Raw genomic sequence first — 24,959 nt, forward strand, 5'->3', positions numbered from 1 at the left:
CAAAAGTTAGATGGTGATAAAATTTTAGTTAGCTGGGTTACTTGGCTTCTTTATTGGACGGGTTTGACTCAACTTTCATGATTCCATTCATCATCCGCCAATGTCCCGGGACGGTGCACAGGAAAGGATAATCACCGGGTTTTTCGGGGGCAATGAAAACAAGCGTTGTACTTCCCTCCGGACTGACCAGCTCAGTCGAGTGAAGGATTTCGGGCATTTTTGGAATGTAATTCAATTCAATGGCATTGCTTTCACGGGCGAGCAGATCGGCAGCGGCGCCCACTTTTTCCAGACTTCCCGGCGCCGCAATGAGCAGGTTATGCTGCATAAAATCGGGATTCGTAAAGCGAATAGAGACCTTTTGACCAGGTTTTACAGTAAATGTCTTTTTATCAAATTTCATCTCATGCTCAATCACTTTCAGATTGATTGTTACGGGTGTTCCTTTGCCTTTTCCAATTGCTTCCGGCTTGCTAACTGGCGCTGCTGAGGCCACTTTTTTCTCTGATTTATCTTTGGAAACCTGGTTCAATTGCATCGTACTTTTGACATCCAGCCAGCCTCTTAACCTGAAATTTTCAGGATAATCACCCACTCGGTTTTCGTCACGCAAGTCGCGGCCAAGGCGAATGTCTTCGGGATTAAATGGTTTGGTAAAAAGCGATGCGGCTTTGCCCTTAACGGGCGTTTCATCTTCAATTGCCAATGTTATTTCGCCGCCTTCGGACAATGTTGCAACGGCGTTGAAGCGCTCAGTGGGCAATGTTTGGTTGGAATAAATGTCATAAGCTTTGCCATCCTGCTTGATCAGCCAATGCAATTTTCCCTCGTTCATATAAAGACTGTAACCATTCTCCTTGTTGCCTTGCGAGGCCACTACGCCGGATAATGGTTCATCGGCTTTGGTAATAATGGCCTTAATGGTGATTTCTTTGTTGGTAATGTCCGGCGGGAAAATCGGCGGTGACCACAGGTTCAGCACATAAGTTTCCTGCACCAAACCGCGTTCAATGCGGGCGGTTAATGTGGAATCTTTCAGTTTCGCAGCTGCATTTTTGAAACCTGCTTCATGCTTGATCACGCCTGAGAAAATCGCCTGCTGTAAATATTCATCCGCTGCATTTTCCGAATCCTGACCAGCCAGATAAAGCATTTTTCCCATTTCTTCGGAAGCGGGCAGATCCGTAAGCGCCTGAATGGCAGCAAGTCTTACTTTCAAATCAGGATCATTCAATGAATTCGTCCATTTCAATGCAGAAAGCGTTTTATCGTTTCTTGGCAAAAGCTTCACTGCATTCTTACGAACACCCGCAGCCGGATGCCGCACCGCACGAACCAGCGCATGGTAAGCTTCTTCATTTGAACCATCCAGCGCACCCAATCCCTGCAATGTCCAAAGCGCGTGCACGGCCGGACTATTTAACCCAATTTCATCAACGGACTGATCATTAAGCATTTTGATCAACTCGGGAACCAATGTTTTGTGTTGCGCTTCCACGATCAATCTTTGCGCCGTGGTGCGCCAGAACATGTTGTCATTTTTCAATGCTGCTAAAAGTCCAGCAGGATGGTTTTTGTCCAGTTTTACCGGTTGATAAGGTTTTGCTTTTTTATAAACGACCCTGTATATACGTCCGTGTTTATTGTCGCGCAGTGGATTGATATAAGCATTGCCTTTTCCATTTTCAAAACCACGCGGCGTAGGGTTATGCTGAATGATGAAACTATACCAATCCGCCACCCAAACAGCGCCATCTGGGCCAACTTCGGCATGCACGGGTGAGAACCATTCGTCGGAGCTTGCCAGTAAATTGAAACCGTTTTTCTCCTTATAACCAGCGCCCTTTGGCTTTATCATGGCCTGGTAAAGCAATCGGCCCGTCGGCTCGCATACAAATGCCGTTGCATTCCAATATTGTTTCGGGAAATTTCTTGCCGTGTAAAGATTATGTCCAGCCGCCGCCGTGAAGCCGCCATGAAAATCCACCTGGCGCAACGCAGGCGTCATATAGTTCATGTCATAATGTGAATCGAGCTTGTAAACCGTGTTGCCTGAGCCGTCCGCGACAGACCGTTTTACATATTCCAATGGCATTGCGAAATGTCCGCTGTAATTGCCGTTGGCTGTTGAAATAAACACTTCAAAATCCTCTGAAAAGCCCAATCCCCAGGTGTTATTCGACGTCCGGCCGATGTATTCCAGGTTTTTGCCATCCACATCAAATGTATAAATGCCCTGACTGAAATTCACCGATTTGTCATTCACAGTTCCACGGTAACCTGCATAACCTAGCACGCCCCAGATCTTGTTGTCCAGGCCATATTTCAAATTAGAAGGTCCGGCGTGCGTATCGCTTTTGCCCCAACCGCTGATGATGTTTTCACGAATGTCTGCTTTGTCGTCGCCGTTGGTGTCTTTGAGGAAAATGAAATGCGGGGCTTGCGCTACGATTACGCCGCCGTTGGCAAATGTAAGGCTGGTTGGAATGTTCAGGCCGTCTGCAAAAACGGTAAATTTATCTGCTTTGCCATCGCCATTGGTGTCCTCGCAAATCTTGATCCGGTCTTTTCCTGTCCCATCTTCCGCTCTGATCTCGTTGGGATAATCTTCCGTTTCAATGATCCATAAGCGGCCTTTTTCGTCCCACGCCATGGCAATTGGTTTTACAATGTCGGGCTCGGAAGCAAATAATTGTAAATCAAAATCAACCGGAACCTGGATCAACTTTGCCGATTCAGTTGGTGAAAGCGGAAGCTGGAATTTCGGAGCCGGATCGCGTTTTTCGTAGTTCGGAACGTCGGCGTCTTTAAATTCGGGCGTCGGTAATTTCAGGCTTGCATAGGCGGCTTTTGCATCGTCATGTACAGCCCATAACACGCCATTTAGCACCAGATCATGAAATCCTTTTTGCTTCCAGGTGCGCTCGTCGTGCCCGTATGCGGTGTAAAACACGCGGCCTTTTCCCTGTGTCCGCACCCAGGTCCAAGGCTCGTGATGCGTGCCTTCGACACGTTCCTGCAAGATGTTAATGTCCGGGTTGATCTTCGCATGCACGTAAGTTTCGTCCCAGGTCTCAAACTCCTTCAAACCCGCCATCACCGGATGGTTCGGCTGCGTAATCGGCGCCGTGAATGTGCCATATTTGTGCGTGCTGAATTGCGCGCCGACGGCTTTGATATACCAATCAGAATTTTGAAAACAAAAAGAAGCCGCATGCAAGGGGATTAGGGCTTTGCCGCCTTCCACAAAATCCTTCACCGCCGTTTCCTGCGCAGGGGAGATCACATTATGGTTGGCATAGATCATTAAGCCGTCGTATTTGGCCAGATTCTCCGCATTCAATGCATTCAGATCCGAAGTGTAAGTGAGGTTAATGCCTTTTTGAAACAGCGGATGCGCGAGCATCGGGAAGAATTTCTCCGAATAATGGTGCTTGCTGTCGTGACCGAGGAACAGGATTTCAATGCGCCGCCCTTCGCTGGACTTTACTTGAACGGCCGTTCCGGATTTGCGTGTGCAGCTGTTGATGAAGAGTAAGCAGGTCAGTATGAGCAGTAATTTTTTCATTTTCAAAGGGCAAAGTTTTCCTGTTTGGATGTTTGCAATTTTTGCAATCCATTACACCGTTTCCGGGCGACTTCTGATCTATTTTTACTGTGGTGTTAGGTCTGTTTTATTCCTATTCGGAGGCGTCACCCCTAATAATTTGTTTACAAAAAAGTCCCTCTTTTTCCTTCTTCCGTAAGTCCCGCCGTCGCTGTGGCCCATGCCCGGCACCACCAGCAATTCAAAATCTTTATTCGATTTGATCAATGCATCTGCCACGCGGTAAGTCGATTCCGGCGGCACATTCGTGTCCGCTTCGCCCACGATCAGAAGCAAGTCACCTTGCAACTTGGCGGCGTTGGTAATGTTGGATTGCTCGTCGTAATGCTTGCCGATCGGGTAACCCATCCATTGCTCATTCCACCATTGTTTGTCTACGCGGTTATCATGGCAACCGCATGCAGAAACTGCGGCATCGTAAAAACTTGGATGGAAAAGCAATGCGCCTAGTGAATTCTGACCGCCCGCCGAAGTGCCGTAAACACCCACCCGGCTCGAATCCACATAAGCATATTTCGAAGCCAATGCTTTCATCCATGCAATCCGATCAGGAAAACCGGCATCAGCCAGATTTTTCCAAGCCATATCGTGGAAGGCTTTTGAACGGTTTGCTGTTCCCATGCCATCCATCTGCACAACTATAAATCCAAGCTCGGCCATGCTCTGCATCTCGCCATAAGAGCGAAATGCTTTGGGCACAAACGAATCCTGCGGACCGGCGTAAATGTTCTCGATGATGGGATATTTTTTGGTCGCATCGAATTTGCTCGGACGATACACAATGCCCCAAATGTCCGTTTGGCCGTCGCGTCCTTTGGCTTTAAAAATTTCGGGCAACTGAAAGCCCAGTGAAAGATATTGCGAAATGTCAGCTTCTTCCAGCTTGGTCACTAATGAGCCGTCCGCCGTTTTCCGCAGCTCAGAAACCGGCGGGCCCATCATCGTTGAGTATGTGTCAATGTAGTAAGTGCGGTCGGGCGAAAAAGTGAGCTGGTGCGTTGCCTTGGCATGATCCGTCAATTTTACGAGGCCGCTGCCGTCGAATTTAATTCTATAATAATGAATGTGATAAGGATCTTCATCCGCATTCATGCCACTCGCACGAAACCAGACTTCGCGTTTTTGCGTGTCAATGCTGTCAATGTCACGCACCACCCAATTGCCCTTTGTGATCGGGTTTTTGATTTTTCCCGAAAGCTCATCCACCAGATACAAATGCCGCCAGCCGTCTTTTTCCGAAGACCAGATAATTTCATGTTTTTCGGGTTGATAATGTGTAAATATCAGGTTTTGGTAAATAAATGTCTCCGTTTTTTCATCAATCACATTCCGCGTTTCGCCCGTTGCCGCATCCACATCAATCACTCGAAAACGCTGGTGCCCACGGTCCACTTTTTCGTAAGTAAAATGCGTGTTATCCGCATGCCGCCAACGAATCACTGGTGCCTCGAAAAAGTCGATAATGTCCGATTTAACCTTGGTCAAAGCCTTTGTCTCGACATTCACCACGAACATTTCATAGGAAGTAAATTCATCGCCCGGCTGCGCATAGCCGCGTGTTTTCACTTCGCCCCGCGTTGTGTTGGGCAGGGAAGACATAATAATGCTGATCTGCCTTTCTTCATGCGGCGTAATGCGGTAAGCAACCAGATATTTTCCATCCGGCGACCAGCTGAGCTCGCCAAAGGGTTTCAGCGGATTTCCCTCGAATGTGAGCTGCTGAGCATCTTTTTGTTCTTTTTTAGTCAAATAAATGTTGCCGTTTCGGATGACTGCCGTTAGTTTTTTATCCGGCGAAGTGCTATCCGCCCGGAATGGTCTCCACCGACTTCTTGCCCGCGTCCAGCCTATTTCTTTGGGACGGTCAATGGGCAGTTTGTCGAGTTTTTTAGCGGTTTTGGTTTTTGTGTTAAATGCAAACCATTTGCCTGTTGTCTGCACAAAAAGCGTTTGGTTTTTTGGGTCTGAATAAATCTCGCTGAGCAATAATTTGTCAGCCGTTAATGTCGAATCGAGTGCTTTTGAAAGTGCAGTTGCGAGTTCTTTTTTGTCCAGCGGATTGGTCTTTTTACCCGTCGTTGGATCGACAAAAACGTATTCCGTCAGGCTGTCTTTCAGCACATTTCTGTAATAAAAAGAATGGCCGTCTGGCTGCCAGGTGGGCTGAATGGTTGCTTTCAAAACAGTCCCTCTGGTCAACGAATCCATGCGCTCCATATGCTTGTAGGAAGCAGTGATTTCAGCCGCGTCGGGATGATAAGGGGGCAATGCAGACTGCTGTGCAATGCTTTTTTGAGAAAACATTGTGACCGTGGCGCCGACAAAAAAGGTCAGCAGACGAAGCTTTTGACTGGTAAAACGCACCATACTAAGAGAGATTAACTTCAATTTCGTATGGGTAAAATTACCTTTCCGGGATGCAATAAACTTCGTTGTAATTAGCGGCTTTTTTACCGATATTAACTTATTTCAGTCTTTGATTTTGTGATTGGGTTAAAACAGAAGATTTAATTCGGGATATGGGCGGAAGCTTAGAATAAACAACGGCAATGTTTATCAAAGGCTAGGTTAATAGATCCCAAATGCTAAGGCAGCCATTACCGCAACCACCAGCCAGCCCATTGCGAGCAGAATGCGTGAATGTATATACGTGCCCATAAGCCTTGATTTCCCACTTGCAATGAGCAGAATAGCCAGCGCAACAGGCAGCACAAAGCCATTTAATGTGCCCACAAAGACCAGCACTTTCACAGGTTTACCAATAATCGCAAACACAGCCGTAGAAATGGTGATGAAAATAATGGTTAGCGCCGCATGATATTTTTCCAGCAAAGCATGAAACGAGCGAACAAACGAAATGGAAGTGTAAGCCGCCCCGACCACGGAAGTGATAGCCGCACTCCAAATCACCAAACCGAAAATCTGCCTTCCCGCTGATCCGGCGGCTTGTTCGAAAATGGATGCCGTTGGGTTTTCAGGATTAATGGTCGCGCCAGCCATGATGACCCCCAATGATGCAAGGAATAGTAAATAACGAATGACGGTCGTGATCAAAATGCCCGTTGCCGCGCTCTGATTCACTTGCGGCAGTGAAGCCTCACCGCTGATGCCGCTGTCCAGCAGCCGGTGCGCGCCCGCAAATGAAATGTATCCACCAACCGTCCCGCCTACCAACGTAACCGCTGCCATCGCATCAAATTTTTCTGGTAAAATGGTGTGGTGCAATGCGGAAATCAGTGGCGGGTGCGAGGTGAAGGCAATGTATAGGATCAAAATGATCATGAGCACTCCCAAAACGCGACTGAAAACATCCATAGCTTTTCCTGCTTCTTTAAAGAGAAAAATCCCGATCGCCATGCCCGCACTCAGCACCGCTCCGACTTTCACATTCATGCCCGTTATGGCCTCCAAGCCCAATCCGGCCCCAGCCACATTACCAATGTTGAATGCAAAACCACCAATCACGATCAGAGAAGCCAGCATATAACCCAAGCCGGGAAACAGCGCATTGGCCAGTTCCTGAGCGCGCTTGCCCGAAACAGTGATGATTTGCCAAATGTTAAATTGCGCACAAAGGTCAATGAGGACGGTAAGCAGAATAATGAAGCCGAAACTCGTAGCCAGTTGCTGGGTAAAAACGGTCGTCTGCGTCAGGAAACCCGGGCCGACTGCCGAGGTGGCCATCAGGAATGCTGCGCCGAGTAATGCTTTGGAGGATTTCGTTTTTGCCATTTTTAAAGTTTTAACCAAATCCACCGCCGCCAGGTGTTTCGATAACCAAGATATCGCCTTTTTCAACTTCCAGACTGCTTATGCCGGGCAAAAGCGAAGTTTCACCATTACTAATTAATGTGTGAACGCCGCATTGTCCATCCTCGCCGCCATTCAGTCCATAGGGTGCGTAATTTCTATGTTGTGCCAAAAGTGTTACTTGCAAAGGTTTCAGAAATTCAATTTTTCGTACAATGCCATCGCCGCCCTTAAATTTTCCCTTTCCACCTGAATCTTTCCGGATGCCAAATTCCAGCAGCCGAACCGGATATTTGCGTTCCAGCTGCTCGGGATCGGTAATGCGCGTGTTGGTCATATGCTGGTGCACAGCTGCGCGGCCATGGCAGCCCGGACCAGCGCCTGTCCCGCCTCCTATGGTTTCGTAGTAGCCAAATTGCTCGTCGCCAAAAAGAAAATTGTTCATCGTCCCCTGGCTGCACGCCGCCAACCCAAACGCTTTGAGCAAAGTATCCACCAACCGCTGGCTTACTTCCGTGTTGCCACCGACCACGGGCGGACATTCAAATGGATCGTCAGAAAAGTCGGGATGCAGAAAGCTGTTTTCGGGCAGGACAATGTCCACATTTTTCATCAGGCCATCATTCAGTGGGATTTCTTTGTTTACCAAAAGCCTTAACACATATAAAATCGCGCTATACAAGATTGAAATGTTAGCATTCAGATTGTTAGGATGCACTTTTGAAGTGCCTGTGAAGTCAAAAACCTGTTTTTCGGGAGTGATTGAGACCGCAACCTGAATGCGATGACCGTCATCCAGAAGCTCTGTTGCCTCAAAAGTTTTGCCATGAAGAGGTGTTAATGCTGTTTCCAGCTGCGCAACTGCATTTTCTTTCAATAACCGCATGTATTTCTGCACCGTTTCCAATCCGTGCAAGTCCACCAACTTCAACATTTGCTCGCTGCCTTTCCTTAGTGCCGATAATGCGGCGATGATGTCGGCCTCATTGGACAGAAAATGCCGGGTAGGGTAGCGGCCTTCGGTGAACAAGTTGCGAATGGAATCCCATTGAAATACATTGTTTTTGATCAAATATTGAGGCAAAATAATGACGCCTTCCTCAGCCAGACAAGTTGCGTCCGGTGGCATAGAGCCAGGCGTTTTACCGCCGACTTCCGCATGATGCGCACGGTTGATGACATAGCCAATACAAATGTTGTCATTCGTGAAAATGCCTGAAATCAATGTAATATCAGGCAAATGTGAGCCGCCATATTTCGGATGATTTGTAATAATAACATCCCCCGGCCCAATCTCAATCGCCTCCTTCACCAACCTCCCGCAAATGCCCATGCTGCCCAAATGCACCGGAATATGCTGCGCATTCACCAGCAATTCACCATCCTGATCCAGCAACGCACACGAAAAATCAAGCCGTTCTTTCACATTTACCGAGAATGCAGTCCGCTGCAACTGAACGCCCATTTCATCCGCAACGGATTTGAAACGGTTGGTAAAAAGCTGCAACGCAACTTCCTCACTTTGCTTTTCAGCTATAATGTTGGTTTCCGAAGTTTTGAAAGCAATGGCGTCCTTGCTGTTCTGAATGATAAGTTTCCAGCCATTTGGGATGTAAGCGGTGGAAGTGTTGTTCAAAAGAATTGCCGGGCCAACACTTTGGTCACCTGCATTGAGCTGATCCCATTCGTAGAGCTGTGCAGCATTATAGGAGTCAGTTTTTGTAAAATTAGGTTGTTTTGAGTCGATTTCATTAATTTCAAATAAAGGATTAACGCTTCTCAATGCATTTGCTAAAACTCCTTCTTTAATGATCGTTTCTGGTTCAATCGGAGTCGCTTTCTCCTGAACCATTAACTTCAAACTTTCCAGTTCAACCGTCAGATTCGCCGGATAATAGCCGAACTGCGCAGTGTAAAGTTTCTCAAAAGCATTCAAGGTTTCAGCGCCTTCATAACCCACTTCAATTGTGTTCTCTTGGCCTGTAAAACGCAGATAAACGTAGCAAAAAGCGGTTTCAAACGCACTAACCCCTTGATCTTGCAGTTTTTCAGCGCCTTCTTGCAAAAGCTCGTTTTCCCAAAGCTGAATTTTATCTTCCGATTCACGCCAGGGAAGCAGGATTTGCTTGGAAACAATGGTGCTGATCAGCGCCTCGCCCATGCCTACTGCACTGAAAAGTCCGGCGTCGTAAGGAATGATAACGGTTTGAATGTCCAGCAAATCGGCTAATTGGCAACTATGCAAACCGCCAGCTCCGCCGAAAGTGATGAGGGCAAAATCAGCTGGATTAATGCCTTTCTCTACGGAGATTTTACGGATAGCATCGGCCATTTTTTCGTTGGCAATCCTTTCGAGGCCAGTAAGCAATTCCGGAAATGCCAGCAAATTCCCAGTTCGCGCTTCAATGCTTTTCTGCAAAGCCGTCAGCGCCGCCAGTGCAGCATCCGTCCGGACTGGAATGCCAAATTTGGAAGCATCCAGTTTTCCCAAAAGCAAATTCACATCCGTAATCGTCAGCGGCCCGCCCGCTCCATAGCAAGCCGGCCCCGGCGAAGCCCCCGCACTTTCCGGCCCAACTTGCAGCGAAAACCCATCAAACCAGCAAATAGAACCGCCGCCAGCCGCCACCGTTTCAATCGCCAATGTTGGGTTATGAAATTCAATGCCGTCAATTTCGGTAATGTATTTCAGCTCCGGACGCCCATCAATCAACGCCGTATCCGTACTCGTTCCGCCCATGTCGAAGGTGATGGCTTTGGGAAATCCGAGCCGTTTTCCAGCATTAGCCGCTGCCACCATGCCACCGGCTGGGCCGCTTAGTAAGCTGTCTTTTGCCCGAAAGCCGTTTACTTCCGAAAGGCTTCCCGTGCTGGTCATGACTTTCAGGCTGCCTTCGCCCAAGGAGCTTTTAATGTTTGTTAAGTATAGATCTAAAACCGGATCGAGATAAGCATTAACAACCGCAGTTTGCGTTCGTCGCAGATAATGTGAGAAAGGGAAAAGCTTGGAGGAAACGGAAATGTATTTGGTTCCGTTTTCTCTGAATGCCTTTTCTACCGAAAGCTCGTGTGCGTTGTTTTGATAGGAGTGAAGCAGGGAAACGGCTATGGAATCTGCGTTTTTTGCAGAAGCTAATGTTGATAATTCCTCCGCATTCAAGTTTCTAATCACATTTCCCGAAGCGTCCAAACGTTGATCAATTTCTAAAACTTCGGAATAAAGCAATCTCGGTTCCGGAATGTTGAGCTGAAAAAGGGAAGGGCGTTGTTGGTTGCCAATGTAAAGCAAGTCTTTGAAACCTTTGGTAACGACTAAAAGCGTTTTGGCTCCTTTTCTTTCGAGTAATGCGTTTGTGCCTTTTGTGGTTCCGAGACGCATTTCGAGCGGTGGCAATGTGTCGCTAAGCTTCGTTTTGGTTAATAGTCTTGCAGCCAAAACAGGCGCTTCTTCGCCGCTGAAAATTTCGAAATCTGAATTTTGAGAAAATGGGAAGTTATCTTCCAGTCTGAATGTTTGATTGGATGAATCAAAAGAAATGACTTTGCTAGTCAAACCATTTGCCAGCGAGCGCAATGTGTAACCTGTCAGCAAGTGCGCATCAAATGGCCATGAAGCTTCATATTGAAAAGCGTTATCAGCAACCTTACCAATAATCCGCCCACGTACGCAGCCCGAGCTCAAAACTTTCAGCCTGGTTTTATTCCCCTCCAAATCAATAGCCAAGCAATCCGTAAAAGTCCCACCCGTATCAACCCAAATCTTCCAAAAAGAAGCATTCATTTTTTCCCAAGAGACAAACCAAAAAGTGATGTAAACCTCCAAAATAGTTGCTATTGGGAATAAAACCTACCCTCAACCAACCCGCTCCCGAAAATCTCTATGAAACTCCCGCGGTGACTTCCCCATGATCTTCTTAAAAACCCGATTAAAATTGGTCACATTATCAAAACCAGTCTGGTAACTCACATCGGAAAAGCTGTCGAACATGCCGGAAATGATGATTTTGCAGGCTTCGTTTACGCGGACTTCGTTGAGGAAGCTGATGAAGGTTTTGTCTGTGTGTTTTTTGAAATAGCGGCAGAAAGCTTGGGGCGTGAGGTTGGAGATTTCGGAGATCTCGGCGAGGGAAATGTGCCTTTTGTAATTGCTGACCAGATATTGAAAAATCTGGTCCATTCGGATTCCTTCGACTTCGGAAATAATTTGCTCACTGTTGTTGGTCGCCAGCGGTTTGATGTCGCGGATGGTGGAAAACAAATGCAGCAACGAAATGAATGATGCTACGCGTAGACTGTCTTTGTTTTGCTTTAATTCTGAAATGGTTTTTTGGACAATTGGTAATGCTGATTCCGGGATTTGGTAACCATTGTGCAGGCCGTCTACAAATTTTTTGATGCTCGCCATTTCGGGCAAGCTTAGAATGTTCTGGTGGAGTTGGGTAGGATTGAAGAAAATGGAGACGGAATGGACCTGCTTTTTTTCTTCGGGATTGAAATAGGCTTCGTCGTTTTTGAAAATATGCGATTGATTGGCGCCGATAATGTAGACTTCGCCGGATTCAAATCTTTGCATATAATTTCCGGCGATGAGGATGCCCGAACCTTCCACGACCCATTCAATCTGAACTTCCCGGTGCCGGTGCAAATGGTTGTAGTAATGCGGCAAAATGTCCTCCTGCACCACAATGGTGTGCTCTTTGGAAACGGGAATGGTGAATTGAACGACTTTCATTGAAGTAAGGTGCGGGCGCAGCCTGCAATGTAATGTAGCTGTTTTGTTTAAAACAAAGAATCCTGGGTGCGGGAAAAGTTGCACCCAGGATCGTATTTAAAGGCATTATGCCTCGAATTCTTGAATTATTTACTTAAAACGGCCTGTTCTTTGATCACCTTCATATTGCCTTTCATCAATCTCCAGTGACCTGGGAATGTGCAGACGTAAGGGTAATCGCCGACTGCATCAGGCACGACGAATTTCAGGCGGAAAGTTTGTCCCGGATTTACAAGCGGCGTTGCTGCCAAAACCTGCGGAATGTTCGGAACGTAGTTTTTCTCAGCGCCGTCTTTGGCTGTGATCATTTTGTCGGCGGCTGCACCGATTATTTCAGTCGATTTTGGTTTTCCAACGACCACATTATGCTGCATGGCATCCGGGTTTTCAAAAACTAGCTCAATTGTTTTGCCTGCAACTGCAGTGAATTCGGTTAAGCTAAATTTCATTTCTTCACGGATCGCTTTGATCTGAACCACCTGCACATTCGGGTCAACTGCGACATCTTCCTTAATGCCATAAGATTCCATCAATGTCGTGAAACGTGTGCTCAAATCGTCCGGAATGTCGCCTTTGATCGAAGCAAGCAATGTTTTGCCTTCGTCGTTTGCAGTTTCTTTGCGTTTTGGATTCCATGCGCCTACGATTCCTTTGAAGATGGCGTTGCGTCCTTGCGGATCCAGCGTTTGTGCCGTTTTCATTAATTTCAAAACATCGTCGCCGCTTGCATAAGACGTATAGCCACGTGTTGCACGTTCCAAAGCAAAGTCAGACAATTTATCCATGCGCTTCACTTCGAAGCTTTTGGTCATGGTGTTATTTTTGTTCTCGTCTTTTTCAGGAACGACATTGTCTACGTCCACCGTTGCCGTAATGTTCACTTTTCCGGATTCGTCAGAAGTAAAGCCGAAACCTGATTTCCAGGGGCCGTTATTTCCTTCTGTCAGTTTCACCGTTTCGCCCGGCGCGATGCCATTGGTAAGCTGGCGGCTGATGTAATTCGTGTTCAATGAACGACTTCTGATGCCCACATTCACAACCGGAACAAGCTCTTTTGGAACTGCCACCGAGCCTTGGTTTGTAATTTCAATCACTACACGTGCATATTCACGAACGTAAGGAGTTTTGGGCTCAATAGTAATGTTGGTAATTGCAAGTTCAGCACTGCCTTCAACGGTTGGTTTCGCAGCTGCGGTGTGCGCGCTGTGGTCCATGTTGCTATGATCCATCCCTTTATCTGCATTTGCTTTTTGCGTTGCCGCGGCCGTTGCCGAAGATTTGCTTACGCGTTGTGCCAAATATTTTTCACGCAACTTGCCATCTTGTGCATTTAAAACGGCTGCAAAAGCATCCGGCATCCAGCGATCTTCTGGCATTGCATAAGTGTCCATTAATCCTAAAACCGCAGTTTCAACTTCCGGCGTGTAAGGAATTTCAGAGAACGCAAGCAGCGAGTTCAAAACCACAAGCGGCGCTTTGTCGTGCAATGCATCGGCAGTCAGCAATGTCTGCGCAGTGGCAGGAGTGCGTGGCAACACCTGAACAGCTGTTTTACGCACGTCGGCCGATGGGTGTTTCAATGCTTCTGTTACAGCAGCCAAAACTTGCGGATCTTCTATGGCTTTCAGACCGTGTAATGTCCATAAGGCGTGAATGGCAGCAGTGTTCAGACCAATTTCATCAACCGATTTGTCTTTAACCAATTCAACCAATTTGCCTGTAACATCCTTATTTCCGCGTTCCACCAAAAGGCGTTGCGCGTGACGGCGCCATAGCATATTGGTGTTTTTCAATGTCGCAACCAGTTCGTCAGGGCGATCCTTGCTCAAAACGATTGGCGTGTATTTCGGCGCGTTCTTCCATCCAATGCGATACAAACGACCGTGTGTAAAATCACGCAAATCGGTTTCATACGCATTTCCTTTTCCGTTTTCAGATCCTTTTGGGGTTGGGTTATGCTGGATAATGTAGCTATACCAGTCAGCCACCCAAACGGCACCATCCGGGCCAACTTCTGCAAACACAGGCGCAACCCATTCGTCCGCGCCAGCCAGCAAGTTGAAGCCTAATGCATCTTCAAAATCAGTTCCTTTCGGCTTCATGATATTTTGATGCAAAATGTGCCCCGTAGGCTCAGAAACGAAAGCAACATTGTTCCAATATTTCTTTGGAAATGCTCTTGCTGTATAAAAATTATGTCCGGCTGCCGCAGTAAATCCGCCAAAAACATCCACCTGGCGGACTTTCGGTGTGATGGGCTGCATGTCTTTATGTGTATCCGTGCTCCGGCTTCCGTTGTCGACTTTGCTTTTTCCAAAATAGCGGTTCGGAATGGCGCTATACCAGCCGTGCGAGTTGTTGGCCGTTGAGCCGAAAAGATCACCCGCTTCGTTGAAACCAAGTCCCCACGTGTTATTGGAAGTTTTAGCAACAATTTCCATATCCGTTCCGTCCGGCTTAAAGCGGAAAAGTGCTTGTCCGAAGTTCAAAGAATCGGCGTTTCCGAATTTGCCTTTGAAGCCTGAGTAACCCACTGATCCGTAGATCCAGTTATCAAATCCGTAGTGCAAATTCGAAGGTCCGGCGTGCGTATCGCCCGTTCCAAAGCCTGAGAACAAGATTTTTTTCACATCCGCTTTGTCATCACCATTGGTGTCTTGCAAAAACAGCATATGCGGTGCTTGCGAAACGATGATCCCGCCATTAGCAAAAACAAGGCCTGTTGGAATGCTCAGATCATCTGAGAATTTCGTGAATTTATCGGCCTTACCATCTTTATTCGTGTCTTCACAAATTAGAATGTAATCGCTTCCGCCTGTGTCTTTGCGCTCGTTTGGATAATCTTTTGTGATCAAAACAAACAATCTGCCGCGCTCATCCCAGGTCATTGCGATCGGGTGCATTACATCCGGCTCGTGTGCAAAAACGTCCAATGTAAAGTCAACCGGGATTTGAATGTGCTTTACAGATTCCTCGGGCGACAAAGGCAATTGCTGCATTTGCGGGCCAGGGCGCTGTTCGTAGTTAGGCAGTTTGGCTTCGCGGTATTCAAATGGTTTTGGGGCCAATGCTGCCAATGATTTTCTTGCGTCATCATTCACCGCCCAAAGAATCCCTTTTTCAATCATATCCTGAAACCCAGGAACCGACCAGGTGCGTTCGTCGTGGCCGTAAGCCGTATAAAAAATGCGGCCTTTTCCGTGCGTCCTTACCCATGTATAAGGCTCTTTTTGCTGCCCCGTTCTGTCTTTTTCCTGATCTTTTTGGATAAAACGTTCCGTCAGGACAATGTTGTCAGGCTGTAATTTTTCGTGTAAATAGGTTTCATCCACTGTTTTGAACTCCTTCACACCAGCGATTGCAGGGTGATCTGGTTTTGTCCAAACAGGCTGGATTGTGTCCCAGGTATGTCTCCAGAACTGGCCACCGATCAGCTTCACTACTTCCGGGTTGTTGCGGAAACAATACGAAGCGCAGTGAATGGGGATAAAACCTTTTCCGCTCGCCACGTAATCCAGCAATGCTTTCGCTTGCTGCGGCGCGATGGAATCCCAGTTTGCATAAAGCATCAGGGCATCGTATTTGTTAAGTGTCTCAGGGTTAAGGTCGTTCAGGTTATCCGTGTAGGTAAAGTTGAAACCTTTCGGGCCCAATGCAGCCATGATCTGCGGCACGCGTTCAGCAGGCTTATGGTGTCCGTTATCTCCCAAAAACAGGATTTCCAGACGCCGCGCCTTTCCGGCCTCGCTCTTGGCCGAGGAGCTCTTCACCGACGCGTTCTGCGATGAAGGCTGAGAGGCACAGCCCAGCAGGACAATACCAAGGATAAAGGATAACGCTTTGATTTTCATTGAGTTGTTTCTCTTATTGTTGTAGCTTTGTTGTATGTTGCGGCTAGCTTTTGGCCTTTGTCAGCCTGAGCGGAGTCGAAGGCGCGTTACCGAGGAGTAGCGCGCCTTCGACTCCGCTCAGGCTGACAGCCTTACGCCAGCTCCTTAAAATCAGGAAGCTGAATCAACGCCCCGCCTTGCAATGCCGACTCGTGCGCTAAAATCCCAACGCTCGTCCAGTTTGCCGACTGCCATGCATTCGGGAAGGGCTCGCGGTCTTCGATTAATGCGGTGATGAACTCGTGTGCCAAATGTGGGTGCGAGCCGCCGTGGCCGCCTCCCTGTACAAATGACAAATGCGCGTTTTCATCCAGATTGTAAACGCCTTTGCCTGTGAAATGACGGATTTCCTCAGGCAAATAATGTGCGTAATCAGGCGTTGCCACTTTTTCAGCGATTTCATGCTCTGGCTTTTTTGCTGTGTGGATTACAGGATCTTCGCCCTCGATTAATGGCCATTCGAAAGATTTTTTGCTGCCGTAAACCTCAAAACTCTCTCTGTACTGACGCGCCACATCGAATAACGAACGATATACATAAGCTGATAAATCGCTGTCTTTAAATTTAATATGCGCAGATTCAACCGCAAAAGGAGAGTTGTGGATTTTGGCCAGATCTTCGCTGATCGTGCCTGAACCGAAGCAGGAAACATACTCCGCTTCCAGTTTCAAAAGTCCTGCAACCGGGCCTACGCAGTGCGTCGCGTAATGCATAGGAGGCAATCCAGGCCAGTAATCAGGCCAGCCTTCCATATCCTGCTGATGGCTTGCTTTCAGGAACTGCACTTTTCCCAGCTCGCCTTTTTCATATAATTCTTTTACAAACAAAAATTCCCGCGCGTAAACCACGGTTTCCATCATCATGTATTTTTTGCCCGATTCCTTGGTCGCTTTCACGATTTCAATGCAATCGTCCACGCTCGTCGCCATCGGCACCGTGCAGGCCACGTGCTTGCCAGCGCGCAACGCCTTCAGTGTTTGCTCGGCATGATTGGGGATCGGGGAGTTGATGTGCACTGCATCTACATTCGGATCATTCAAAAGGTCGTCGTAACTTGTGTAACGCACTTCGATGCCATATTGGTCGCCAACTTCATTCAGTTTCGACTCTGTACGCTGGCAAATTGCGTACATGTTTGCATTGGGATGTTGCTGGTAAATGGGGATAAATTCGGCTCCAAAGCCAAGACCAACGATCGCAACATTAATTTTTTGAGACATATTTATTTTGGTAGGTTAATGATCCGGTTTAAGGCAATACAATTTTAAAACAAAATAGTGCTAAAAACTTTTCGTCTTTTGATTAGTACTGACTCGATTTTGACCTAGTTTTCGGCCCAGCGTCAATTTCTTGCAAAATATAGATAGAAATTTTGAAAATTTATGATCCGACCAGCCACCGCAGCAGACGCTTCCGCCCTCGCTCCCCTCATTGTTTTAGCTCTGGGGCACATTGCCTGCCAGTTCGCAAAATCCGATGATCCGGAGGACGCTATTCCGTTGATGGAGCAGTTTATCGGTGCAAAAGGCAATCAATATAGTTATGAAAATACATTGGTTTACGAAGACGGAATCGGCGTGATCGGCTCCATTGTGGGTTATGACGGCGCGCGCCTGCATGAGCTCCGTGCGCCCGTGCTGAAAGTACTCCGCGAATCAGATCCCGATTTTTCTCCGGGCGACGAAACGGAAGCGGGTGAATTTTACATTGATTGTGTGAATGTCGATCCGGCGCATCAGGGAAAGGGAATTGGTAAAAAGCTGCTGAATGCATTCTGTGAGCTGGCGGCTTCAAAGCATTTCAACCGCGTTGGGCTGATTGTGGATCATGTGAATCCGGATGCCCGGAAGATTTATGAAAAAGTTGGTTTTAGGGTCGCTGGTGAAAAGGATTTTCTTGGGCATACGTATGATCATATGGTTTGGGAAGGAATGAAAAGTTAATGTTTGCTAATGCTGGTCAGGAGAGCGGTTACATCGTTTCTTGTGATTAATTTTTGCCTAAATTGCTTCTTTAAAATATTTTAATAAATCCTTTTTACCTGAATTCATGTCTCAACCGAGCAGTTCTGAACGAAGAACATTTATAAAAGCCAGCGCGATGGCAGTGGCCGGAATGGCCGTTTCCAATTGGTCATTTGCTAAAAACGCAGCCGATTTTCCAGTTGTCCGCATTCCTGCCGATAAGCGGAGCTTCACCAGTCCTGCGGTAGAAGCTACCATTACGCGGATGAAAAAAGTGATCAAAGACCCGGAGTTGGCGTGGCTTTTTGAAAACTGCTTTCCTAACACCATTGACACCACCGTCCACTACAAGCCTATCGACGGCAAGCCCGACACATTCGTCATTACCGGCGACATCGACGCCATGTGGCTCCGCGACAGTACAGCGCAGGTTTGGCCGTATTTACCATTGCTAAAAGAAGACAATAAACTAAAAGATATGGTCGCCGGCCTCATCAACCGCCAGACCAAATGCATCATCATCGACCCCTACGCGAACGCATTTTATGACCGCCCCAAAGAAAGTGAATGGACCAAGGACGTAACAGACATGAAACCCATGCTCCACGAACGCAAATGGGAGCTGGACTCGCTGTGCTACACCATTCGACTTGCTTACAATTATTGGAAAATCACAGGAGACACCAAGCCATTCGACGCCGATTGGACGAAGGCAATGGGTTTAATCCTGAAAACCTGCAAAGAACAGCAACGCAAAGACGGCCCCGGCCCTTACAAATTCGGTCGGGTTACATCGTGGTCTACGGACACGGTTCCGGGCAATGGTTACGGTAATCCCGTGAAGCCAAATGGTTTGATAGCCAGCACATTCCGTCCTTCGGATGATGCTGCAATGTACCCATTCTTCGTTCCTTCCAATTTCTTTGCAGTCGTTTCCTTCCGCGAAGTGGCTGAAATGTTGGAAAAAGTGGGTGGCGAAGGCGCGAAAATGGCTGGTGATTTCAAAGCATTGGCAACGGAAGTTGAAACTGCATTAAAGAAATACGCCGTTTACCCGCATCCGGAATTCGGCAAGATCTATGCATTTGAAGTGGACGGTTTTGGCAATTACTTGTTAATGGACGACGCCGGAATCCCAGGCTTGATCAGTATGCCCTATCTCGGCGCAATGTCCGTAAAAGATCCGATCTACATCAATACCAGAAAATTCGTCCTGAGCGACTCAAATCCCTATTTCTTCAAAGGCAAAGCCGGCGAAGGCCTGGGCAGCCCGCACACATTGGTCAACCAGATCTGGCCTATGGGCATCATCGCGCGGGCCATCACTTCTACCGACGAAAAAGAAATTGAAGCGCAATTAAAATTGCTTAAAACCACGCATAATAATACTGGTTTTATGCATGAATCTTTTGATAAGGATGATCAGAGTAAGTTTACGCGGAAGTGGTTTGCTTGGGTGAATACTTTATTTGGGGAGTTGATTTTGAAGTTGGAAAAGGAGCGGCCGCATTTGTTGGCGAAGGTTTATTAAGCGGGCTTTGTTGGGTGACAGCGGGTTGAAACCCGCTGGTAAAAAATGTTCCGAGCCTACGGCTCTTGCGATGTAAGTGCACCATCGACGAGAAAGCCGTAGGCTCGACCGATTTCCTAGCCCGGGTTTCAACCCGGGCTTAATAGAAAACAACGGGCTGAAACCCGCTGGTAAAAAATGTTCCGAGCCTACGGCTCTTGCGATGTAAGTGCACCATCGACGAGAAAGCCGTAGGCTCGACCGATTTCCTAGCCCGGGTTTCAACCCGGGCTTTGTTGGGTGCCAACGGGCTGAAACCCGCTGGTAAAAAAAGTTCCGAGCCTACGGCTGTTGCGATGTAAGTGCACCATCGACGAGAAAGAGCCGTAGGTTCGACCGATTTCCTAGCCTCGATTTTTTGGATGATCAGGATAAATTGGATTTGATGAAGGCCAGTCCGTCACGCATGAGCTGCTCTTCGGATTCGAACATTTTGCGCCAGATGTTAGCGACTGGCAGTCTTTGGCTGAATGCTTCAATGCTGATCCAGCCGTCGTATTTAATTTCTTTGATGGCTTTAAAGACGCCTTCCCAATCTACGTTTCCTTTGCCGGGTGTAGAGCGGTCGTTTTCAGAAAGTTGTATAAATGAAATACGGTCGCCTGCTTTACGCATGGTGTCGCCGATGTTCTTTTCTTCAATGTTAGCATGGAAAGTGTCGAACATGATCTTGCAATGCGGGTGGTTCACTTCGTCTACAAAGCGGATGAGCTCGTCGCCGCAGGATGTAAGATAGAGCTCGAAACGATTGAGATATTCGAGTCCTAATGTAATGTCCAGGGATTCAGCATAATCGGCCACTTCGCGGATGCCTTCTATTGCCCATTGCCATTCTTCCTGCGTGGCGGGCTGGCCTGTGAAAACGCCCAATGCAGAATGGTAAGGGCCCATTAATTTGGTTGCACCCAGCACAAGCGAGCAATCCAATGCACTTTTCAAATGGTCAATTGTATGCCTGCGCATGGCTGGATCAGGGCTGATCAAATGTTCCGATGGGCCGCAGATCGTGTCGGTTTCACAAGCCAGACCGAGCTCGTCGAGCTTTTTACGGAAGTTAAACCAATGTGCAGGGTTGGTGTTGAAAATCGGGACTTCTACGCCGTCAAAGCCAATTTCTTTGATCAGTTCGAGGGTAGGGAAAAGGCTATCGTCAATTTGTGGCCCCCAGAGGAGGAGATTCATGCTGTACTTCATCAAAAAAGGTTTTTGGTCAGGAAATGTCCTGCTAAGATGCACACAATTTTACAATAAAAAACCGCTTCAAATTTTACCTGATTTGACAAATATCAACCGCATATTGATCTTTTAGCGGGTGCCACGATTGGATTAGGGCAAAATAAAGTAAGAGCTGAGGCAAGAAAAAAGGCAGCCTGACCATCGGATCAAAGCTGCCGCTTTCATATTTATATAAAAAAATTATTGCACTCTACTGAAAATCAACTGATTGTTATTTTCATAATAAAGAACCAGCTTATTCATTTTCAGGTCGTACAGATTTACATTTGGAATTGCGTTTACAAACAGATTACCCCACTGCGTTTCCGCACGTTCGGTGCCGCCGCCGCCCATCTGAATGGTGTTCTGTTGTGCTGTTTCATAAAAACCTGTCAGAATGTTGGTTGAGGATGTTCCTTCCAGCTCGCCTTTTTCTTTAAAATGCAGGCTTACGGGCATTTGTCCTTTAGCTAATGCAGGTTTTTTTATCGTGTCTGAATTTTGTACTATACTTTGCAGCTCCCATTTTCCAGTGAGCTCCATATTTGTGTTGATTGTGGTTGTTTTTCCACAGCTGGACAAGGCGAAAATGCCAAACAGGAACGCTAGGAAGGTAATATTTTTGTTCATGACTGCTTAATTACTGCTATTTGAAGTTATAGAATACAACGTAACTCAAAACGTTGGAATTGGATTTACGAGCGTTCAATAATTAAAAAACTATGCCATAAAAGGTCTGGCGCATAAATCCCGCAGTGCTGCACTACGTTAATTACAACGCGATTCACGGAAATTTCTTTTGCCGTTGCATAATTGATTTTTTGGATAAACGGATCAGTAGAAATCCATTACTGGCCGTATTTTGATGGCAATGTGCTACTTTTGTATTGCATGAAGGTAAAATAAAGCAGGTTTATGAAGGCGCCAATCCATAAAAATATTGAAAGCCAGGTCAGGACAGTGACGATCCAGGAGTTGAAAGCACCTCATTTCGATCCTAACTGGCATTTTCATCCACATTACCAGTTGTTCACTGTTTTGGAAGGGACTGGCAAGCGGTTGATCGGCGATTCTGTGCAAACGTTCGGTCCTGGTGATACGGTTTTCCTCGGGCCTGACGTTCCCCACCTGTGGCGCAGCGACGCGGCTTATTTCGACACCGGTTCGTCACTGGCGACACATGGCGTTGTTTTGTACTTTCAGGAGGATTTTCTGGGGAAGGATTTTTTGGAGAAACCAGAGATGCTGGCGTTGAAGCAGTTGCTTCTGGATTCGAAACGCGGCATTGAATATAAGGGTGAGTTGAGAAGCCATATCCGTTCGGAATTGATGTCGATCATGCATTCGGAAGGTTTTCAAACCATCATTCAGCTGCTCACATTGCTTGATAAGCTTGCGCATGAGCCGGGAGGCGCGCCGATTTCGAGTTACGGTTATGTCAATACTTACAAAGTTTCCGAGACTGAGCGCATGCATAAGGTGCACAATTATGTGCTGCAACACTTTTCGCAGGAAATCAGGCTGGGTGATGTGGCGTCGCTGGCGGGGATGACTGAGGCGGCTTTTTGCAGATATTTCAAAGCCAGGTCAAACAAGACTTTTATTGATTTTGTAAACGAAATCCGGATCGGGCACGCATGCAAGCTGTTATTGGAAGACAAATGGACTATTGCCCAGATTGCCTATGACAGCGGATTTGATTCTCTATCCAATTTTAATAGAAATTTTAAAAGATACATCGGGCATACTCCGAGAGAATACAAAGGAAACTACTAATCAATCAATTTTTTCAATTGCCCCGGGCTTAAGCCCGGGGCAATTGAAAAAATTGATTGATTTTATTGACTGGCTGCAACTGGTTTATCCTTTCACATAGTTTGTCCCATATGGTCCGCGTTGCGGCCGGGATAATGTTGCATTTGCTTCTTTATCACCAATATATTCTTCTTTTTTCGGGTCCCATTTCAATTTACGGCCCAATTTCATCGCTGTATGCGCGATCAAGCACGCTGAGCACGAACGTTGTGCAATTTCTGCGTGGCTCACGGTTTGTTTGCCATTTTGAATGCATTCGAGCCAGTTCTGGTGTTGTTCGGGGCTTTCGTAGAGGTGGTTTTCATTCGCCTGGATTACCGAACCCAGGATTTTAGGATCACTTGCATAAAATGCCTTATTTTCCTTTGCCGCGGCAGCTGCGCCCGGATCGGAAGCCGTCACGCCCACATTGCCACGCGAAACGAAGATCCAGCCGTCCGTTCCTTCGAATTTGACCCCGTTGGGATTGGTGCCGCCGATCTCCATTTCAACGCCATTAGCATATTTCGCATTCACCAGGAAGTCGCCGTGCACATTCCATAAGCCAGAGCCGGAAGGCGGGAATGTAGCTTTTCCATCGATTTCAATCGGGCCGGTCAACTCGGTATCCATGCCCCAATGCGCAATGTCAATGTGGTGGGAACCCCAGCCGGTGATCATGCCCGCGCCGAATTGCTCTAAACGCAGCCATCCCGGACGGTCGTTAATGTCAGTTTGGGAATGCACGCGATCCAACGTATAGTATACTTCGGGCGTTGAGCCCAGCCACATATCATAATTCAAATTGGAAGGAACGGGCATTTTTTCGGTGTTACCACCCGCCGGATCACCCGGTAAGCCTACGTAAACTTTTTTCAGCTTGCCAATGCGGCCATTGCGAACCAGCTCACAAGTTCTTTTGAATTGCGGCCACGGGTTCATGGATCGCTGCTGACTTCCCAACTGGAAAACCACTTTCTTTTTCTTGATCATATCCGCCATCATACGGCCTTCCTTGATCGTCAGCGAAGTGGGTTTTTGCATGTAAATATGCTTGCCTGCAACAGCCGCCTCCATCGCAGGCTGTGCATGCCAGTGATCGGGCGTGCTGATGATCACCGCGTCAATTTCTTTATTGGCCAAAAGCTCCTTATAATCGTCATATGCTTTCACATCTACGTAATTCGCTTTGCCGGTTTTATCCGCATATTTCTTTTCAATCCACTGTTTGCCCTGCGCAAGCCGGTTTTTATCCACATCCGCAACAGCCATCACATGAGCCACCTCATTTTTCAGGATCTCGGGCAAATCATGACCGGTTGCAATGCGTCCGATGCCGATCTGGCCAATGTTGATTCGGTTACTAGGCGCGTATTTGCCAAAAACACTTGCCGGGACGATCGTTGGGAACATGGAAGCGGCAATGATGCCGGCCGTTCCGGTGGCGGCGCTTTTCAGGAACGACCTTCTGTCCTGGCCGTTTTCTTCTGTTAAATTTTTCATTGGATTCAGGATTAATGTTTTTGATATTACTTTTTACGCACTTCGTCGGTGGGGCTTGTTGCATAAGCCCTGCTGTAATTTCTAGCTTTCTGAGGTCCTATGGCCCATTCGATGGCTCCCAGAATGTGTTTTCTCAAATCTTCCTGTTCATAATCTTCTTTCTGATGCCCAAGCGAAGTATAGAATGCGCGGCCACCGTCGTACTCATGCCACCAAACCGACGGGAAAACGGTCCCAAATGTGTCCAGTGCCTTCCCAGCAGGTTTTTGAATGGTTGTATGATCATTTACAGCCAGCACATTCAGGTTTACGCCCAGCTCTTTGATAAAATAAAATTCATCCGTTTTGCGCTCCCATTTCGCAGGTAGGTGCGCCAGGGAAGGATTTTTGGAATCCAAAACATTCACTGTGAAGCTTTGTCCGGGTTCATGCCAGAAGAAGGTTCCGCCCAGCATATCCTTGAACCAGCGCCACTTCCGCTCAGTCCCGGAGGCGGAATGCAGGCCAACAAAATTGCCGCCCGCCTGGATATAGCGCATTAACGCAACGCGCTGTGCGTCCGTATCGAAGACATTATTATTTGTATTGGAAAAAATAAGCGCGTCATACTGTTTCAAATTTTCTTCCGTAAACTTCGCAGGATCATCGCTCACATCCACCCCAAAACCATGCTCCTTCCCCAAAGCCTGGATCGCCACCACCGAAGCCGCAATGTTATCATGCACATAACCCTTCCCATTTTTAGTGTAAACCAGGACTTTGACTTTGTTCCATTTGATTTTTTGGGCTTGGGTTTCTGCCATTAAAAAAATGACAAAGAACAAAAACAGACCTATTGATTTCATTAAACTCGTGCTTCTCATGGATCTTGGATTAAGGAAATGTTTATGATTAT

General features: G+C 47.2%; 14 protein-coding genes. 3 read left to right on the forward strand and 11 right to left on the reverse strand.

Features of this window, described 5'->3' with window-relative positions:
* Positions 1–37: 37 nt before the first annotated feature.
* The 7 genes from G395_RS0117175 to G395_RS0117205 all read right to left on the reverse strand — a co-directional run bounded on the left by G395_RS0117175 (position 38) and on the right by G395_RS0117205 (position 17,238).
* Positions 38–3,568 carry a PVC-type heme-binding CxxCH protein gene (locus G395_RS0117175; RefSeq protein WP_026631185.1) on the reverse strand — a complete coding sequence of 1,177 codons (3,531 nt, stop codon included), beginning with the start codon at positions 3,566–3,568 and terminating at the stop codon, positions 38–40.
* A gap of 84 nt (positions 3,569–3,652) precedes the next feature.
* Positions 3,653–5,995 (reverse strand): S9 family peptidase, encoded by a 2,343-nt coding sequence (locus G395_RS29655; RefSeq protein ID WP_229204203.1) that lies wholly within the window; start codon positions 5,993–5,995, stop codon positions 3,653–3,655.
* 180 nt (positions 5,996–6,175) lie between these two features.
* A complete protein-coding gene (locus G395_RS0117185) occupies positions 6,176–7,339 on the reverse strand; it encodes an NRAMP family divalent metal transporter (RefSeq protein WP_026631186.1) in 1,164 nt (387 codons plus the stop codon).
* A 10-nt stretch (positions 7,340–7,349) separates the two neighbouring features.
* Complete coding sequence (locus tag G395_RS0117190) at positions 7,350–11,138, reverse strand: hydantoinase B/oxoprolinase family protein (RefSeq protein ID WP_026631187.1); 3,789 nt, start codon at positions 11,136–11,138, stop codon at positions 7,350–7,352.
* Between the two features lie 72 nt (positions 11,139–11,210).
* Entirely contained in the window at positions 11,211–12,089 is an 879-nt protein-coding gene (locus G395_RS0117195) for an AraC family transcriptional regulator (protein ID WP_026631188.1), read from the reverse strand.
* Between the two features lie 125 nt (positions 12,090–12,214).
* Complete coding sequence (locus G395_RS0117200; RefSeq protein WP_026631189.1) at positions 12,215–15,979, reverse strand: PVC-type heme-binding CxxCH protein; 3,765 nt, start codon at positions 15,977–15,979, stop codon at positions 12,215–12,217.
* 131 nt (positions 15,980–16,110) lie between these two features.
* Complete coding sequence (locus G395_RS0117205) at positions 16,111–17,238, reverse strand: Gfo/Idh/MocA family protein (protein ID WP_026631190.1); 1,128 nt, start codon at positions 17,236–17,238, stop codon at positions 16,111–16,113.
* A 162-nt stretch (positions 17,239–17,400) separates the two neighbouring features.
* On the opposite strand from G395_RS0117205, the gene G395_RS0117210 reads away from it, so the two are divergent.
* Both G395_RS0117210 and G395_RS0117215 read left to right on the forward strand, forming a co-directional pair.
* The gene (locus tag G395_RS0117210) at positions 17,401–17,961 is read left to right on the forward strand and encodes a GNAT family N-acetyltransferase (protein ID WP_026631191.1); all 561 of its coding nucleotides are present in this window, start codon (positions 17,401–17,403) and stop codon (positions 17,959–17,961) included.
* Between the two features lie 106 nt (positions 17,962–18,067).
* Entirely contained in the window at positions 18,068–19,513 is a 1,446-nt protein-coding gene (locus tag G395_RS0117215; RefSeq protein WP_026631192.1) for a glycoside hydrolase family 125 protein, read from the forward strand.
* Positions 19,514–19,918: 405 nt separating this feature from the next.
* Here the strand turns inward: G395_RS0117215 and G395_RS0117220 are convergent, their stop codons facing one another.
* The gene (locus G395_RS0117220) at positions 19,919–20,746 is read right to left on the reverse strand and encodes a sugar phosphate isomerase/epimerase family protein (protein WP_026631193.1); all 828 of its coding nucleotides are present in this window, start codon (positions 20,744–20,746) and stop codon (positions 19,919–19,921) included.
* 222 nt (positions 20,747–20,968) lie between these two features.
* Complete coding sequence (locus G395_RS0117225; RefSeq protein WP_035361620.1) at positions 20,969–21,397, reverse strand: META domain-containing protein; 429 nt, start codon at positions 21,395–21,397, stop codon at positions 20,969–20,971.
* Between the two features lie 285 nt (positions 21,398–21,682).
* On the opposite strand from G395_RS0117225, the gene G395_RS0117230 reads away from it, so the two are divergent.
* Complete coding sequence (locus G395_RS0117230) at positions 21,683–22,543, forward strand: AraC family transcriptional regulator (RefSeq protein ID WP_026631195.1); 861 nt, start codon at positions 21,683–21,685, stop codon at positions 22,541–22,543.
* An 84-nt stretch (positions 22,544–22,627) separates the two neighbouring features.
* Here G395_RS0117230 and G395_RS0117235 read toward each other — a convergent pair whose 3' ends face one another.
* Positions 22,628–24,064 (reverse strand): Gfo/Idh/MocA family protein, encoded by a 1,437-nt coding sequence (locus tag G395_RS0117235; protein ID WP_026631196.1) that lies wholly within the window; start codon positions 24,062–24,064, stop codon positions 22,628–22,630.
* Between the two features lie 26 nt (positions 24,065–24,090).
* Positions 24,091–24,867, reverse strand: coding sequence for a ThuA domain-containing protein (locus tag G395_RS0117240; protein ID WP_229204204.1), 777 nt, complete (start codon positions 24,865–24,867; stop codon positions 24,091–24,093).
* Positions 24,868–24,959 lie beyond the last annotated feature (92 nt).

Source organism: Dyadobacter alkalitolerans DSM 23607, from assembly GCF_000428845.1.
In the GTDB taxonomy this organism is placed as follows: Bacteria; Bacteroidota; Bacteroidia; order Cytophagales; family Spirosomataceae; genus Dyadobacter; species Dyadobacter alkalitolerans.

Coding starts and splice junctions, on each gene's coding strand:
- G395_RS0117175 (WP_026631185.1), bottom strand. CDS start 3,568: ATGAAAAAATTACTGCTCATACTGACCTGCTTACTCTTCATCAACAGC.
- G395_RS0117185 (WP_026631186.1), bottom strand. CDS start 7,339: ATGGCAAAAACGAAATCCTCCAAAGCATTACTCGGCGCAGCATTCCTG.
- G395_RS0117190 (WP_026631187.1), bottom strand. CDS start 11,138: ATGAATGCTTCTTTTTGGAAGATTTGGGTTGATACGGGTGGGACTTTT.
- G395_RS0117195 (WP_026631188.1), bottom strand. CDS start 12,089: ATGAAAGTCGTTCAATTCACCATTCCCGTTTCCAAAGAGCACACCATT.
- G395_RS0117200 (WP_026631189.1), bottom strand. CDS start 15,979: ATGAAAATCAAAGCGTTATCCTTTATCCTTGGTATTGTCCTGCTGGGC.
- G395_RS0117205 (WP_026631190.1), bottom strand. CDS start 17,238: ATGTCTCAAAAAATTAATGTTGCGATCGTTGGTCTTGGCTTTGGAGCC.
- G395_RS0117210 (WP_026631191.1), top strand. CDS start 17,401: ATGATCCGACCAGCCACCGCAGCAGACGCTTCCGCCCTCGCTCCCCTC.
- G395_RS0117215 (WP_026631192.1), top strand. CDS start 18,068: ATGTCTCAACCGAGCAGTTCTGAACGAAGAACATTTATAAAAGCCAGC.
- G395_RS0117220 (WP_026631193.1), bottom strand. CDS start 20,746: ATGAAGTACAGCATGAATCTCCTCCTCTGGGGGCCACAAATTGACGAT.
- G395_RS0117225 (WP_035361620.1), bottom strand. CDS start 21,397: ATGAACAAAAATATTACCTTCCTAGCGTTCCTGTTTGGCATTTTCGCC.
- G395_RS0117230 (WP_026631195.1), top strand. CDS start 21,683: ATGAAGGCGCCAATCCATAAAAATATTGAAAGCCAGGTCAGGACAGTG.
- G395_RS0117235 (WP_026631196.1), bottom strand. CDS start 24,064: ATGAAAAATTTAACAGAAGAAAACGGCCAGGACAGAAGGTCGTTCCTG.
- G395_RS0117240 (WP_229204204.1), bottom strand. CDS start 24,867: ATGGCAGAAACCCAAGCCCAAAAAATCAAATGGAACAAAGTCAAAGTC.